Origin of the sequence: Micromonospora sp. NPDC050795, assembly GCF_044456785.1 — a bacterium.
GTDB lineage: Bacteria > Actinomycetota > Actinomycetes > Mycobacteriales > Micromonosporaceae > Micromonospora.
Genome location: NZ_JBITGE010000012.1, coordinates 107,865 through 122,229 on the forward strand (window position 1 = coordinate 107,865; position 14,365 = coordinate 122,229).

Genomic DNA, 14,365 nt, shown 5'->3' on the forward strand with positions numbered 1-14,365 from the left:
CATGCCCATCGATGACCTCTGGTACCTCACCAAACGCGGACCAGACAAAAAGCGGCTCCCCTCCAAGCGGCACGGCAGGGGCAAGCGATGGCGAGTGCGCTACGCCGACGCCGCAGGCGAGCCCCGCGAAAAGCTGTTTGAACGCAAGGTCGACGCGGAAGCCTTCGATGTGGCGGCGCGGGCCGGACTCGCCGAAGAGACCAAGGCCGACCAGGCTGAGCGTCAGGTGACCTTCCGTGAGTATGGGGAGCGGTGGCGACTCTCGCGTCAGATCGGGCAAGCCCTCGACTACCAGCGCCACACGGAATCGCGTCTGCGGCATCACCTCTACCCGCACGTCGGCAAGCGGCAGATGCGGGCGATCACGGTCACGGACGTCCTGGAGTGGGTGGCGCTACTGCTGCGAAACAACGTGGCGCAGTCCTCGGTGAAGACGTACTTCGACCTGTTCAACGCCGTCATGAACGCGGCCGTCGCGGACCGGGTGATCCCTGACAACCCCTGCAAGGCGGTGCGGCTGTCGGCGATCCTGCGAGGTTTTTCGCGGGCTCCGAAGTGGGTGCCGACCGATGAGGACATGCTCGCCCTGGTCGACGCCGTGCCCGACCGCTACCAGGCGGCCATCTGGTGTGGCGCGGGTGAAGGGCTGCGCCTCGGTGAAGTCCTGGGCCTGGAGGACGGCGTGCGATGCGTCGACCGGCCTCGCCAGGAACTGCACGTGGTTCAGCAGCTCCGCTTTCACAAGAACGAGTACGGCGGGTTCTACCTCGCCCCGCCAAAAGCGGGTTCGGTCGGTGACATTGACCTGGACGACCATGTGGCGCTGGTGCTCGCGGAGCACGTCCGCAAGTACCCGCCGGTGGCGGTGGAACTGCCCGACATCACTGCGGGGACTCCCGACCCGGGAAAGCAGGCGAAGCGTCGGGCGGTCCCGCTGCTGTTCACCGACGAGCAAGGCAGGCCGATTCATGATCAGCGCTGGTCAGACCTGTGGCGGGGCTGGCGCAAGGCGGCGGGATGGCCTGACGAAGGCACGTTCCACTCTCTGCGGCACTACTACGCGACTCGGCTGATCACCTCGGGTGCCGATCCGACCGACGTGCAGAACGCCCTACGGCACTCCAGCCTGCGCATCACGTTGGAGACGTACGTGCACTGGTGGCCGAAGAAGAACCGTCGCCGCAACATCGTCAGCACGGCGCTTCGGGAGGCTGCGGGGAACCGCTCGGGGTCGGCGCTTCCGGGCTAAGTTGTGCCGGATCTGTGCCAAATGATCAACGGCCAGCGTTTCCGCTGGCCGTTGATGGTATGGGTGGAGCTGAGGGGATTTGAACCCCTGACCCCCTCGATGCGAACGAGGTGCGCTACCAGTCTGCGCCACAGCCCCCCGCCGGCGAACCGGCTTCGGTCCCACCCGGCTTACACCGGGCGGGCCGGCAGCAAGGCTAACAGGTCGTCGGCCTCCACCGCGAATCCGCCCCCTGCCCGGCGCTCCGGCCCGTCCGAAGATCGACTCGGGTTCCTGGAAACCGGGGCATCCCGGACGCCGCAACCCCCCGACTTCCAGGAACCCGAGTCGATCAAGCCGGCCAGGCACGGCCGGGACCGAGGCACCGACGGGACGAGGCCCGACGGGACCGAGGCCCGACGGGACCGGGTCAGGCGCCTCGGCCGGCCTCGTAGGGGCGGCCACGCAGGCCGCCCGACCGCCGGTACGAGACCGATCCACCGTTGACCGCCGCCGGCAGGTCTCCCGGCCGGTCCAGGCCCATGGCGGCTCGGCGTACCCCTTCGCGCTGGGCGGCGAGGCGGCGCTGCGCCTCCCGGCGGGCCGCGGCCCTGCGGGCCTGCTCCCGGCGCACCTCGGCCTGCCGGGCGGCCAACCAGGCGGCCTCCCGGGCTCGGGCGCGGCGGCGGCGACGCCCGGCCAGGGCCTGACCCCGTAGGTGCACGACGTAGAGGGCCAGGAGCAGGAAGGTGACCCCGAAGCCGACCCAGAAGCCGGGGCTGACGAACAGCACACCGATCAGCTCGACGACGTTGAGGAGCAGGAGGGCCGCGAGCACACGGCGACGCCGGTAGACGGCGGGGGTGTGCTGTCGGCGCTGCGGCGGGCGGCGACGGGACCGCTTCGGCGCGGGGGGCACGGCGCGCAGTCGACCGGAGCGGCGGACGGCCGGCGGTGCGGAGACCGGCGCGCCCAACACGCCGGTAGTCGCGTCTTCACTGAGGGTGACGACCAGTGAGCGCGGAGGGTGGACGGGTTGCCGTCCCGGCACAGTGCGGCGCCGTCGGCGGCGCTGGAGCACCCGCGCCGTCGACTGCGCCCGCTCCGCCACCAGCCGCTCGGTGGCGTCGTACCGGCGAACCAACGCCGGGGCCAGGGCGAGCAGGCCGGCGGCGGCGAGGACGGCGAGGAGCACCGAGGTCGGCACCCTCACCCCTCCCGTCACCGAATTCGAAGCAACCGCCACCCGACCGCAGGATCTTCCATCGATCACGCCTGGGCGCGTGGATCGTCCGGCCGGGGAGCGCTTGCCGTAGCTTGCAGTTACTTGAGGTTACGGCGCACCGACCGGGTTGCCACCGCGCCGCGCCGATCCCGTCCGTGGGACGAGTGGGCGGATGTCGGGAAATCCTCCTACCGCGCGTTGGCGCGAACGCGGTGCCAGCGGGCCAGCAGGCCACCCTCGGTGGCGATCTCCTCACTCGTCATCGCGTACCCGATGTGGTCCCGCCAGGCGCCGTCGATGTGCATGTAGCGCACGTGGTACGACTCCTCGCGGAAGCCCAACTTCTCCACCACCCGCCGCGACGGCCGGTTCTCCGGACGGATGTTCACCTCCACCCGGTGCAGCCCGCCCGGGCCGAACGCGTGGTCCACGGCGAGCGCCAGCGCAGTCGGGATCACACCCTGGCCGGCGGCCCGGGCGTCCACCCAGTAGCCGACGTAGCCGGAGCAGAGCGCCCGCCGCACGATGCTGCCCACGTTGATGTGCCCGACCAGCCGGTGCCGGTCGGCCTCACGCAGGCAGACCGCGAACGGCATGCCCTCACCCTCGCGGGCCGAGCGCCGCTGGTCACGGTGCACCCAGCGGAACGCGGCCGGCGAGTTCATCTCATCCCAGCCGCCGGGCAGTGACGACTCCCAGGGTGCCAGCCAGGCCCGGTTGGCCCGCCGCACCTCCGACCACGCCGCCGCGTCGGAGCGCCGGTACGGCCGCAGCAGCACTGGGCCGTCGGCCAGTTCCACCGGCCAGCCCGGTGCCCGCGCGGGTCCGAAGAGACTCACCTGGACAGTCTCCCGCGCGGGACCGTGTCGCGCACAAGTGGCCTCACCGCGTTCACCGCACAGATCCGACGATCACCCCGACGCGGGCCGCGAGCGGGCCGGCCGGGACGCGTCACCGGCGGCGGTCCAGCAGCAGGACGTCCACGGTGGAACCGGCCGCGGCCGTGGTGACCCGCTCGCCGAGCACCAGCAGCCCGTTGGCCTCGGCCAACCCGGAGAGGGTGAACGGTCCGCCGCTGAGCGGCTGGACCGTGTACCCGCCGCCGCGTCGCTCCGCGACGTGCGCCGGCCGGAACTCGCGGAGCCCGGTCGGCGACGACACGGTCTCCAGCAGGTGTGCCCGCACACTGGGTCGGAACACCGGTTCGGCGCCGGCGAGCAGTTGGATGGCGGGGCGGGCCAGCACCTCGAAGCCGATCAACGCGGCACCCGGGTCGCCGGGCAGGCAGACCACCGGCACCTCCTCGGCGCCGACAGTGCCGAACCCGAGCGCGGTGCCGGGGTAGAGCGCCACGTCGGTGAAGGTGACCGGCCCGGCGCGACCGCCCTCACGGCGGGAGAGGATCCGACGCACCATGTCTCCGGGGCCGGTGCCGGTGCCCCCGGTCGTGATGATCAGGTCGGCACGCAGCGTCTGGTCCTCCAGCAGCCCGCGCAGCCCCTCCGGGTCGTCGTCGCAGATTCCCACCCGGTACGCCAGCGCGCCCACCTCGGCCGCCGCGGCGGTCAACGCGTGCGAGTTGGCGTCCACCACCTGACCGGGCTGACTGCCCCGGCCGACGTCGACGAGTTCGTCACCGGTGGCCACGATGACCACCCGTGGACTGGGCCGGACCACCACGTGCCCGATGCCGGTCGCCGCGAAGACGGCGACCAGGGCCGGGGACACGTAGGTGCCGGCCCGAGCGAGGAGGGTGCCGGCGGGCAGTTCCTCACCCGCTCGGCGTACCCCGTACCCCCGTTTGGGGGTGCGGAAGATCTCCACCGCGGCCATGCCCTGGTCGGTCCACTCCACCGGGACCACGACGTCGGCGGCGACCGGCAGCGGAGCCCCGGCGGCCACCGAGAAGCACGAGCCGGGGGTGAGCCGGACCGGCCGCCAGCTCGCGGCGCCGAGATCGCCGACCACGTTGAGCCGGATGGTGCGACCGCCTGGCGTGCCGGAGGGGGCCGGGACGTAGCTCGGCCCCCTCCCCCCTCCGGAGATGTCCTCCCAGCGCGCGGCGTAGCCGTCCACGGCCGCCTGGTCGAAGGCCGGAAAGGCGTGCGGCGCGACGACGTCCTCGGCGAGGACGTTGCCGTGCGCCTGGGTGAGGTCGAGGTCGAGTGGCGGCAGCGCGCGCAACCTGCGCAGCACGCTGCCCAGGTAGTCGGCGAGCGGCGTCAACTCGTTCGCGGCCGCCTCGGCGTCGGCCGTCGCTGTCATGTACCAGATCCGCCTGCCGCGTCGGCCTTGACGAAGTCGGCCAGCCAGGACCGGAACTCGGCGCCCAGGTCCTCGCGCTCAGCGGCGATCTGCACCACCGTCTGGAGGTATCCCAGCGGCATGCCGGTGTCGTAGCGGGTGCCCCGGTAGACGATCGCGTGCACCGGGGTGCCCTCGGTACGCAGCAGCTCCATCGCGTCGGTCAGCTGGATCTCGCCGCCGCTGCCCGGCTTGGTCCGCCGGATCGCGTCGAAGATCTTGCCCGGCAACACGTAGCGGCCCAGCACCGCCAGGTTGCTCGGGGCGTCCTCCGGCTGCGGCTTCTCCACCATCCCGGTCACCTTGACGACCTCGCCGATGTCGGTCAGCTCCGACTCGGCCGGTTCGACGGAGGCGATCCCGTACCGCTTGGTCTCGGACGGGTCGACCTCGAAGAAGGCGAGCACCACACCACCGGTGCGGGCCTGCAACTCCAGCATCGCCGGCAGCAGCGGCTCCGACGGCTTGACGAACTCGTCGCCGAGCAGCACCGCGAAGGCGGCGTCGCCGACGTGCGACTCGGCGTACCCGATGGCGTGGCCGAGCCCGAGCTGCTCGGGCTGCCGCACCGTGTAGATCTCGGCCAGCTCGCTGGGCCGACGTACGGCGGCCAGCCGCTCGGAGTCGCCCTTCTCCTCCAACCTGGTCTCCAGGTCCGGGCGACGGTCGAAGTGGTCCACCATCGACGTCTTACCCCGACCGGTGATCAGCAACACGTCACCGATGCCGGCCTGCGTGGCCTCCTCGACGATGTACTGCAACACCGGCCGATCCACCACCGGCAGCAGTTCCTTGGGCACCGCCTTGGTGGCCGGCAGGAACCGGGTGGCCAGTCCGGCGGCCGGGATGACGGCCTTGACCGCCAGGGGACGGCCGTTTGCGGCGACCGTCGATGAGGGGTTCGCTGAGTGCTCCGACATGCCGCGAGACTATCGGCCACGGCTCTGCCGCGGCGGGTGTGGCCCAGAAGACGCGCCGCCACCCGGCCCCGGCCGCGCCGCGTCCGGGCCGGCCCGCGCCGCGTCCGTCGCGCCGTCCGGCGTGTCGTCGACCGAATCCGGTCGGGCGTGCGCCGGGCCCGCCAGCGATGATTCCGGTACGCCCACCGCCGGGTCGGACCGGGCGGGCCCGCCCGGCTCCCGGCTGGCCTGCACCGGCTGGCCGGCGCGCGGCAGCCCGTCGGTTGGGCTCACCGCGCACGCGAGCACGGGAATTTCCCGGGTCGGCAGATCCGAGCGAACCTCGGCGACCCGGTACGTGTCACGGCCCGCCGCCTTGGCCGCGTAGAGGGCGTCGTCGGCGGCCTCCAGCACCTCCCGCCCGGTGCTGCCGTGGTCCGGGAAGACGGCGATGCCCACCGACACGGTCACCAGGACCGGCCCGGCGTACGCCTCGACGGCGATGGGCGTGTCGCGCACCGCCGCGCCGAGCCGCTCGGCCACGATCGCCGCGCCCCGCGCGTCGGTCTCCGGCAGCAGCAGCACGAACTCCTCACCACCCTGGCGGAAGGCCAGGTCGACCTCCCGGATCTCCCCGCGCACCCGGCGGGCGAACTCGGCCAGGACGGTGTCCCCCGCGGCGTGCCCGTAGGTGTCGTTGACGTCCTTGAACCGGTCCAGGTCCAACGCGAGGACGCTGAGCATCCGCCCGAAGCGGCTGGCCCGTTCCACCTCCCGCCGGATCGACTCGCGCAGGTAGCGGTAGTTCCACAGCCCGGTGAGCGGGTCGGTGAGGGAGAGCCGCTGCGCCTCCTCGTGCACCCGGACGTTGTCCACCGCCACGGCCGCGTGGCCGGCGAAGGTGCGCAGGGTGGCCAGGTCGTCGTCGTCGAACTCGTCGGCGCCCAGCCGGTCGTAGAGGGCCAGCACGCCGAGGGCGGCCGCCGCGCCCGCCTCGTCGACCGGCCCCGAGGATCCGCCGAGGGTGGCCGTGGCACCGCCGGGCGGGGCGGCGAACGGAACCGCGACGTAGGTGCGACAGCGCGGCTCACCCGTTGGCGCCTCGGTCTGCTCCGCCCTGCCCCGTTGCGGTTCCCCGGTGGCGGCGACCTCACCGACCACGCCGACGCCGACCGGCACCCGGAGCGTCTGCGTCCCGTCCGCCTCCTCCGCCGGCCAGCGCCCGTCCAACCCCTCCGTGCACTGGGCGACGAGCACCCCGCCGGTCTCCACCAGCAGCACGGCACCGGCACGCGCGCCGGTGGCCCCGATGGCGCTGCGCAGGATCACCCGCAGGATGCGTTGCAGGTCGTGTGTGCTGGCCAGGGTGTCGCCGAGCACCGCGAGGTGCCCGCGCAACTGGTCCCGGTTGCTGGTCAACGCCGCGACGTAGGAGCCGGTCTCCCGGGTCATCCGGTTGAACGCGGCGGCCAACCGACCCAACTCGTCACGACTGCGCACCGGCACCCGGGCGGTCAGGTCGCCCTGGGCCACCCGGTCGACGGCACCGGCCAGTTCCGCCAGCGGCCGGGTGGTCACCCGGGCCAGCCGCCAGGCGGCCAGCACCGCGAGCAGCCCGGCCAGCACGACCACCCCGACCAGCGTGGCGTGCAACCCCGGTGGCCGTTCACTGGGAACGGAGAGCACCAGTGGCAGTGGCTGCGCGTCGGAGGGCCCGAGCCTGCGCACGTACCGGCCCTCGTCGGTCTCGGTGACCTGCTCGCCCCGTACGCCGACGGCGGCGGCCAGCACCGCGTCGCGGACGTCACGGGACTCGGTCGTGTGGGTGACCCGCGCGGCGCTCGCCCCACTGTCGAGGAGGGTGACCGCCACCCCGGTCACCGCCGCCAGTCGGGCCACGAAGGCCGGGTCGACCAGTTGCGCGGCGGTCACAGTGCCCAGCCGGGTGCCGGCGCGATCGTGCAGGTCGACCTGGGCGGCCAACGCACGGACCGGGCCGGCCGAGCCCGGGTTCGAGCCCCCGTTCGTGCCCTCGGCCGAGCCGCCGCAGTCCTGCCACGGGGTCGACGGAGCACCGGGCGACAGGTAGGTGACCTGGCCGGCCACGTCGCTGACCAGCACCGCGGCGGCCAGACCCCGGCCGACCAGTTGCGCGGCGGCGACGGCCGGCTCGGCGGTGAGCGCCACCGCGTCGGCGGTGGCGCGTAGCTGCTGGCAGAGCGCGTCGACCGAGGTACGAACCGTGGAGGCAGCCACCGCCAGGCGCTCTGTGGAGCGGCTGCGGTCCACCGCCGCGACGGTGGAGGCGACGAAGAGCGCGCCGAGCAGGACGGGCCCGAGCACCACCACGAGGAAGGCTGCCGTCAACCGCCCGCGTAGCGTCACTCGTCCCCCCGGAAGTTCCGCCTCCGTTGCTTGCGATGCTGACACAGTGCAACCGTGGGAGAGGCGTTGCGTCAGGAGTGTTGCGTGCCGGAATTTTCTGATGAAGCGGAAGTGACCCGGGTGGCGAAGCGGAACACCCGCGTCGAGCTGCTCGCCCGCCGCCGGTCGCTGCCCGCCCCGAGCCGGGCAGCCGCCGCCGGGCGCGTGCAGGCCGAACTGGCCGCCCTGGTACGCCGGCTGCGCCCACACCGGATGACGGCGTACGTGCCGGTCGGCTCCGAACCGGGCGGGCCCGACCTGCCCGAGGTGCTGCGGGCGGCGCTGCCGGCGGACGCCGAGTTGCTGCTGCCGGTGCTCCTCGGTGACCTGGATCTGGACTGGGCGGCGTATACCGAGCCCGATGCCTTGATCGCGGCGGGACGGGGTATCCGAGAACCAGTCGGTGCCCGTCTCGGGGTGGCCGCCGTGGCGCACGCGGAACTCGTGGTCGTTCCGGCTCTCGCGGTCGACCACCACGGTCGGCGGCTCGGGCGCGGTGGCGGGTCGTACGACCGCGCCCTCGCCCGGGTACCCGCAGCGACCCTGACGGTGGTGCCGCTGCACGACGGTGAGCTGGTCGAGGCGCTGCCGGCGGAGCCCCACGACCGTCGGGTGCGCGCGGCCGTCACTCCTGCCGGCGGGGTGCGTACGCTTGACGGCGGCCCGGGTGTGGCGCACGGTGTCGCGCCCCACACGTCTGCTGGACGAACCCGGGGCGAATGACGCACCATTGGCACTCGAATACGTCGAGTGCCAACTGGCTGAGCCCAGATCCGGAGGAGAACGTGCCCACGTACCAGTACGCCTGCACCACGTGCGGTGAGCAGCTCGAGGCGGTGCAGTCCTTCTCTGACGAGCCGCTGACCGAGTGCCCGGCGTGTCAGGGGCGGCTGCGCAAGGTCTTCAACTCGGTCGGCATCGTCTTCAAGGGTTCGGGCTTCTACCGCACCGACTCGCGGGCGTCCGGTTCCGAGACGACCGCCGGCGGCACGACCACCAAGCCGGCGAAGTCCGAGTCGTCCTCCGCTGACAGCTCGTCGTCCTCGTCGGGGTCCTCGTCCTCCTCCGGGTCGTCCTCGTCCTCGGGGTCGTCGTCCTCGACCGGGTCGTCTTCCGGCTCGTCCTCGGGTGCATCGGGCGGCGGAAAGGCGGCGACGGCCAGCTCCACGTCCTGATCGCCGAAGGCCCGACCCCGCCACGGGTCGGGCCTCGATCGACTCGGGTTCCAGGAAGTCGGCCTGTCCCCGTCGCTCTGACCGCCCGCTTTCCCTGATCCCGAGTCGATCAAAGCGGTTCTCCTAGCAGATCGCGCCGACGGATGCGCGTTGTCCACAGGCCGGGCGGTTGTCCACAGGCGGCGGCCGTGGGTCGGCCGAGGCGGCGGGAACTGCCTAGCCTCCCGTACACGGGTGCCACTGCGGCGCTCGGAGACGGGAGGCGGCAGAGGCGATGGTCGATCCGGATTCCGCGCGGGCGTTGCGCCCGCTGCGCCAGCTCACTCTGCCCGGCGGGCGCGCCCTGCTCCGGGCCGGTCTGGTCGCCGCGCTGCTCGGCCTGGCCGCCGCGGTCCTGCACACCCCGACCGGATGCCCTCCGACCGCCGTGCCCTCCGACGCACCGTCGGTGGCGGACGACCCGACCCGGTAGGCCGGCGAAGATCGGTCGGGCGAGCGCAGCAGGACAGGCACCCGCCCCCGGTCGAGCACCGGCCACCGCCCACTGCGAATCGGCTGGCGGATCGAGCTCGTCAGGGTCTGGCCGAGCCTGCGGGGGTCATTCCCAGTGCGGGGGGCGTTCGGCGAGCAGCCAGTCGTCATTGCCGCCCGACCGCTCACCCCAACCACGGTCGGTGTCGTCGGTGGTCTGCTCGGGCAGCACCACGAAGTCTTCGCTCAGGTCGACGGCGCGGTCATCGTCTCCCCGCGCGCCGCGCGTGCCAGGGTCCTCGGTGCTCACGAGCGGCAAGACTAGCTCAGCCGACGGCGGTGGACCGGGCCGCCGGCACTGGGCACGCCGGCCAGAGCCGGCCGGACCGCCGACAGTGGGCACGCCGGCCAGAAGCGACCGGGCCGCCGGTGGCGTTGGTAGCGTCGGACGGCGTGACGACCCCCAGCGGTGGCAGCGACCCGGACGACTACTGGCGACGGCCCGACACCGGCGACGACGCGGCGGCCGACCAACCTCCCGCCGCGCCCGCGACCACCCCACCGGCCGGGCCCACCAACCCACAGCAGAACGAACAGGCCAGCCCCGCATCGACGGGCCACCATCCGAGGGAGAACGCGGGCCCGCCGCCGCCCGCACCAGCGTCGGCGGGGGGCACTACCAGCGGGAACGCGGGCCCGCCGCCGCCCGCACCAATCGCGCCGGCGGGAAGCCCTGCCGGCGGATACTCCGGCCCGCCGCCGAGCGTGCCGCCGCCGGCGGGTTGGCGTCCGCCCGTACACCTGCAGCCGGCGCCGCCGCGACGGCTGCCACCGCAGGACATGGCCGACCTGGACGCGGCCGAGCAGCGATCGCAGCGGGTCACCTACGGCTTCGGGGCGGCGGCCGGCGTGGTGCTGCTGGTACTGCTCTGCCTGCTCTGCTCGCGGGTCATCTTCTGATGCCCACCCCCTGCGGCAGCAGCGACCAGCAGCTCAGAGGGTGGTGCCCCACACCGTCTCGGCGCCGGAGTGGCCGGTCAGGTAGACGTAGATCAGGGCGGCGATGGAAAGCCCGACGGCCGCTACCGCCAGCACGGGGGTGACCAGCGCGGGCAGCCGCGGCACCCGGGGGTGCCCACTCGTCGCCACGAGCAGCAGGATGGCCACGATCCCGAGCGGCACCACGACGCGAAACAGAATGTCACCGTAGCGGGAGTGCTCGAAGATCTGGTCGAGGATCGGCCCCTGGAAGCCCCGGGCCACCAGCGCGTCGGTGAGTGCCTCACCCGACTCGACCGCGACGAAGGCGGTCACCGGCGCGGCCACGGCGAGGAGGCCCAGGGCCCAGTCCAGCCGGTGCCGCCACCGCGGTAGCCCCACGTACGCGATGGCCAGCACCGCCAGCAGCGGTACGAACACGACGACCGCGTGGATTACCAGGACGTGCACCGGTAGACCCAGGATCTCCTCGAACATCGAACCCTCCAGGTGGATCATGGTCAGGGGTGTTCAGCCTATGGTCCGCCGATCGTCCCCAGGCTCTCGACGGATGACACGCGCGCCGCGTCGATCGGGTTCATCCGCTCGGGCCGTACTCCCGATCCTGCCTGGCTGTGTCGGTGGCCACGCGGAGCGGGCGACGGTTGTCGATGCGGGTCAAGCGTGTTGTCATTGGCCAATGTCCGGTGCCGAGGAGCTGCTGCGGTCGAGGGGCCTGCGTGTCACGCGGCCCCGCCTCGCGGTGCTCGACGTGCTGGCCGACGGCGGCCACCTGGAGGTCGACGAGATCACCCGGCGGGTGCGCGAACGCCTCGACTCGGTCTCCACCCAGGCGGTCTACGACGTACTGGGCGCCCTGTCCCGGGCCGGGCTGTCCCGTCGGATCGAACCGGCAGGCAGTCCCGCCCGCTATGAGGCGCGGGTGGGCGACAACCACCACCACGTGGTCTGCCGGGGCTGCGGCGAGATCGCCGACATCGACTGCGCGGTCGGCAGCGCACCGTGCCTGGAGCCGAACAGCGCGCACGGGTTCGAGGTCGACGAGGCCGAAGTGACCTTCTGGGGCCTCTGCCCGGACTGCCGGGCCCTCCGCCCCGCCGACGTCTGAGCATCTGCACCGGAGGCACGTGACCGGCGAGGTCGGCCCGATCGTGGCACTCTTGTGCGGTGGACTCCGATGACCTCGGCCTTTTCGGTCCGGGTTCGGTTACGTGGAAGGTGCACGAGGAGCCGATCCTGATCGTCGCCGGCCTGCGCTCGCTCTACCTCCAGGCGTTGCACCCCCGGGCCATGGCCGGGGTCGCGCAGAACAGCAACTACCGCACCGACGCCTGGGGCCGACTGCTCCGCACCGCCACCTACGTGGCGACGACCGTCTACGGGACCACCGCCGAGGCGGAGGCCGCCGGAGCCCGGCTGCGCCGCCTGCACGAGCGCCTGCGGGCCACCGACACGCTCACCGGTGAACAGTTCCGGATCGACGAACCGGACCTGCTGCGCTGGGTGCACGTGACCGAGGTCGAGTCGTTCCTGAGCACGGCCCGACGCGCCGGGCTGCCGCTGAGCGACGACGAGGTGGACGGCTACTACACCGAGCAGCGCCGCGCCGCAGCCCTGGTCGGCCTGGACCCGGCCACCGTTCCGGGGACCGCCGCCGAGGTCGCTGACTACTACGAGGCCGTACGGCCACAGTTGCGGATGACCAGGGAGGCCGCCGAGACGGCGGTGTTCCTCACCGCCCCGCCGCTGCCGTGGAAGCTCAGCTTGCCGGTCCGGTTGGGGCTCACGCTGGGCCCGCCACGCTGGGCGTACCTGGGGATCGCCAGCACCGCGTTCGCGCTGCTGCCGACGTGGGCACGCCGGATGTACGGAGGTCCCGGTCTACCGACCACCGCGCTGTCGGCGGACCTGACAGTGCGCGCGCTGCGGCTCGCGTTCGCCGCCGTCCCCCGTCGCTACCTGGAGGGGCCGTTGATTCAGGCGGCCAAGGAGCGGGCCGCGCGGCACGCTGCCGCCTCGCTGGCCGGCTGACCCGGCCCTCGGCAGGAGACTCAGCCGTCGACCGGCCGGTCCACGGCCGCCCACGGCTCCTTGCCCGGGACCTGTGCGCCCGTCGGGCAGTGCCGCCGGAAGTCGCACCAGCCACAGCGCGGGCCGGGTGCCACCGGGAAAGCCTCGTCCGCGTCGGCGCCGTCGGCGACCGCCCGCTCGGCGGCCATGATGTCGCGGGCCGTCTCTTCCGCGCGGGTCAGTTGTCGGGCGAGTGACTCGACTGTGTGGTCGTGGCCGGCGACGGTGCCGGTCGGCAGGTGGTGCAGCTCCACCCGGCGGCACGGCCGACGAAACACCCGCTCGGCGGCGTACGCGTAGAGCGCGAGCGCCTGCGAGCCCCTGGCGTCGTCCGTGTCCAGCCCGGTGCGGCCGGTCTTGTAGTCCACGATGACCAGCTCCGGCCCGTCCGGACCGGGCCGCGAGTCGATCCGGTCGGTGCGACCATTGAACGCCAGCACCGCGGTCTTGACCGCCACCACCCGCTCAACGCCGAGCGGGTCGGAATCCGGCTCCAGCGTCTCGACGTACGACTCCAGCCACCCCAACGCCCGCCGGTAGGCGGCCCGCTCCTGCTCGTCGTCGCGGTAGCCCTCGCGGACCCAGGTGCCCTTGAGCAGTGTGGCCAGCGCCTCGGGGCGCCTTCGGTCGGCGGGCAGCGCATACCAGTTCTTCAGGGCGGTGTGCACGCTGGCGCCGAGGGAGTTGTGCGCCCACGGCGGGCCCTTGGGTGGGGCGGGCCGGTCGACGTAGGAGTAACGGTAGCGGCGCGGGCAGTCCGCGTACGCGCCGAGCTTGCTCGGGGTGCAGACGAACAGCCGCTCGGGCATGCCCTCGAAGCCGAGCTGCTCGGCGTCGCCGGAGCGCTGCCGCGGGGCCCGGCCGCCGGCGGCCGGCCGCCCCGCTGATGAGGATCGTCGCACGTCTCAGATCCTGCCATCCATCTCCGACATCGCGCGTGTGCCGTCAGGCCATGTTCACGTACTGCGTGACGAAGGCGGCCACCGCGTCGGCGATGAGCTGCACGGCGATCGCGGCCAGCAGCAGGCCGGCGATCCGGGTCAGCACCTCGATCCCGCCCGGCCGGAGGATCTTCACGATGCCGCCGGAGAAGCGCAGAACGATCCAGACGGCGACCATCACGGCGAGGATCGCCACGGCGATGGCGCTGAACTCTCCCACCCCGTCGGCCTGTTGGACGAAGAGCATGGTGGCCACGATGGCGCCCGGGCCGGCCAGCAACGGCGTGCCCAGCGGCACCAGGGCGATGTTGGAGGTGACCTGCTGGCTCGGGTCGTCGGCCTTGCCGGTCAGCAGCTCAAGGGCGACGAGCACGAGCAGCAGCCCACCGGCCGCCTGCAACGCCGGCAGGTCCACGTGCAGGTAGTCGAGCAGGGTCTGCCCCGCCACCGCGAAGATCACGATGACGCCGAGCGCCAACGCGACGGCCTGCCAGGCTGCCCGGTTGCGGTCGCGGGCGGGCAGCGGGCCGGTCAGCGCCAGGAAGATCGGCATCATGCCCGGCGGGTCGGTGATCACCAGCAGAGTCACGAAAACCTCGCCGAACAGCTTCAGATCCACGTGATCAACC

The 14,365-nt window shown here is 72.9% G+C and carries 16 protein-coding genes, 1 tRNA gene and 1 pseudogene; 7 read left to right on the top strand and 11 right to left on the bottom strand.

Features of this window, described 5'->3' with window-relative positions:
* Position 1: 1 nt before the first annotated feature.
* Positions 2-1,249 (top strand): tyrosine-type recombinase/integrase, encoded by a 1,248-nt coding sequence (locus ACIBEF_RS13355; protein WP_396793635.1) that lies wholly within the window; start codon positions 2-4, stop codon positions 1,247-1,249.
* Between the two features lie 64 nt (positions 1,250-1,313).
* Here the strand turns inward: ACIBEF_RS13355 and ACIBEF_RS13360 are convergent.
* From ACIBEF_RS13360 to ACIBEF_RS13385, 6 genes are all read right to left on the bottom strand, one after another.
* Positions 1,314-1,387: transfer RNA gene (locus ACIBEF_RS13360), tRNA-Ala, on the bottom strand.
* Positions 1,388-1,658: 271 nt separating this feature from the next.
* Complete coding sequence (locus tag ACIBEF_RS13365) at positions 1,659-2,441, bottom strand: hypothetical protein (protein WP_396793636.1); 783 nt, start codon at positions 2,439-2,441, stop codon at positions 1,659-1,661.
* Positions 2,442-2,641: 200 nt separating this feature from the next.
* Complete coding sequence (locus ACIBEF_RS13370) at positions 2,642-3,292, bottom strand: GNAT family N-acetyltransferase (RefSeq protein ID WP_396793637.1); 651 nt, start codon at positions 3,290-3,292, stop codon at positions 2,642-2,644.
* 112 nt (positions 3,293-3,404) lie between these two features.
* Entirely contained in the window at positions 3,405-4,718 is a 1,314-nt protein-coding gene (gene glp / locus ACIBEF_RS13375) for a gephyrin-like molybdotransferase Glp (protein ID WP_091394702.1), read from the bottom strand.
* Positions 4,715-5,677 (bottom strand): UTP--glucose-1-phosphate uridylyltransferase, encoded by a 963-nt coding sequence (locus tag ACIBEF_RS13380; protein ID WP_396793638.1) that lies wholly within the window; start codon positions 5,675-5,677, stop codon positions 4,715-4,717. The genes glp and ACIBEF_RS13380 overlap by 4 nt, the downstream gene beginning before the upstream one ends.
* A 9-nt stretch (positions 5,678-5,686) precedes the next feature.
* Positions 5,687-8,041, bottom strand: a complete 2,355-nt coding sequence (locus tag ACIBEF_RS13385) for a diguanylate cyclase (protein ID WP_396793639.1) — start codon at positions 8,039-8,041, stop codon at positions 5,687-5,689.
* An 84-nt stretch (positions 8,042-8,125) separates the two neighbouring features.
* Here ACIBEF_RS13385 and ACIBEF_RS13390 point away from each other — a divergent pair, with 84 nt between their 5' ends.
* Positions 8,126-8,803, top strand: coding sequence for a 5-formyltetrahydrofolate cyclo-ligase (locus ACIBEF_RS13390; protein WP_396793640.1), 678 nt, complete (start codon positions 8,126-8,128; stop codon positions 8,801-8,803).
* Positions 8,800-9,006, top strand: a pseudogene (locus ACIBEF_RS13395) (FmdB family zinc ribbon protein); the annotation flags it as partial. The gene ACIBEF_RS13390 and the pseudogene ACIBEF_RS13395, both read left to right, overlap by 4 nt.
* 14 nt (positions 9,007-9,020) lie before the next feature.
* Here the strand turns inward: ACIBEF_RS13395 and ACIBEF_RS13400 are convergent.
* Entirely contained in the window at positions 9,021-9,248 is a 228-nt protein-coding gene (locus tag ACIBEF_RS13400; RefSeq protein ID WP_396793703.1) for a hypothetical protein, read from the bottom strand.
* A 281-nt stretch (positions 9,249-9,529) separates the two neighbouring features.
* On the opposite strand from ACIBEF_RS13400, the gene ACIBEF_RS13405 reads away from it, so the two are divergent.
* Positions 9,530-9,727: a hypothetical protein gene (locus ACIBEF_RS13405; RefSeq protein ID WP_396793641.1), complete on the top strand. Its 198-nt coding sequence runs from the start codon at positions 9,530-9,532 to the stop codon at positions 9,725-9,727.
* 126 nt (positions 9,728-9,853) lie between these two features.
* Here ACIBEF_RS13405 and ACIBEF_RS13410 read toward each other — a convergent pair whose 3' ends face one another.
* On the bottom strand, positions 9,854-10,036 hold the full coding sequence (locus tag ACIBEF_RS13410) for a hypothetical protein (RefSeq protein WP_396793642.1): 183 nt from the start codon (positions 10,034-10,036) through the stop codon (positions 9,854-9,856).
* Between the two features lie 143 nt (positions 10,037-10,179).
* Between ACIBEF_RS13410 and ACIBEF_RS13415 the strand changes: the two genes are divergently transcribed.
* A complete protein-coding gene (locus tag ACIBEF_RS13415) occupies positions 10,180-10,686 on the top strand; it encodes a hypothetical protein (protein WP_396793643.1) in 507 nt (168 codons plus the stop codon).
* A gap of 33 nt (positions 10,687-10,719) precedes the next feature.
* On the opposite strand, the gene ACIBEF_RS13420 is transcribed toward ACIBEF_RS13415, so the two are convergent.
* Entirely contained in the window at positions 10,720-11,202 is a 483-nt protein-coding gene (locus tag ACIBEF_RS13420; protein ID WP_396793699.1) for a DUF2231 domain-containing protein, read from the bottom strand.
* A 202-nt stretch (positions 11,203-11,404) separates the two neighbouring features.
* On the opposite strand from ACIBEF_RS13420, the gene ACIBEF_RS13425 reads away from it, so the two are divergent.
* Together ACIBEF_RS13425 and ACIBEF_RS13430 are read left to right on the top strand one after the other, a co-directional pair.
* Complete coding sequence (locus ACIBEF_RS13425) at positions 11,405-11,833, top strand: Fur family transcriptional regulator (protein ID WP_396793644.1); 429 nt, start codon at positions 11,405-11,407, stop codon at positions 11,831-11,833.
* 59 nt (positions 11,834-11,892) lie between these two features.
* Positions 11,893-12,756 carry an oxygenase MpaB family protein gene (locus ACIBEF_RS13430; protein ID WP_396793645.1) on the top strand — a complete coding sequence of 288 codons (864 nt, stop codon included), beginning with the start codon at positions 11,893-11,895 and terminating at the stop codon, positions 12,754-12,756.
* A 20-nt stretch (positions 12,757-12,776) separates the two neighbouring features.
* Here the strand turns inward: ACIBEF_RS13430 and ACIBEF_RS13435 are convergent, their stop codons facing one another.
* A complete protein-coding gene (locus ACIBEF_RS13435) occupies positions 12,777-13,697 on the bottom strand; it encodes a RecB family exonuclease (RefSeq protein ID WP_396793646.1) in 921 nt (306 codons plus the stop codon).
* Positions 13,698-13,740: 43 nt separating this feature from the next.
* Positions 13,741-14,355: a MarC family protein gene (locus ACIBEF_RS13440; RefSeq protein WP_396793647.1), complete on the bottom strand. Its 615-nt coding sequence runs from the start codon at positions 14,353-14,355 to the stop codon at positions 13,741-13,743.
* Positions 14,356-14,365: the final 10 nt, after the last annotated feature.

What these genes read in the sequence shown, in the direction of transcription:
- ACIBEF_RS13355 (WP_396793635.1), top strand. Translation starts at nt 2, where the DNA reads ATGCCCATCGATGACCTCTGGTACCTCACCAAACGCGGACCAGACAAA.
- glp (WP_091394702.1), bottom strand. Translation starts at nt 4,718, where the DNA reads ATGACAGCGACGGCCGACGCCGAGGCGGCCGCGAACGAGTTGACGCCG.
- ACIBEF_RS13380 (WP_396793638.1), bottom strand. Translation starts at nt 5,677, where the DNA reads ATGTCGGAGCACTCAGCGAACCCCTCATCGACGGTCGCCGCAAACGGC.
- ACIBEF_RS13405 (WP_396793641.1), top strand. Translation starts at nt 9,530, where the DNA reads ATGGTCGATCCGGATTCCGCGCGGGCGTTGCGCCCGCTGCGCCAGCTC.
- ACIBEF_RS13420 (WP_396793699.1), bottom strand. Translation starts at nt 11,202, where the DNA reads ATGTTCGAGGAGATCCTGGGTCTACCGGTGCACGTCCTGGTAATCCAC.
- ACIBEF_RS13425 (WP_396793644.1), top strand. Translation starts at nt 11,405, where the DNA reads ATGTCCGGTGCCGAGGAGCTGCTGCGGTCGAGGGGCCTGCGTGTCACG.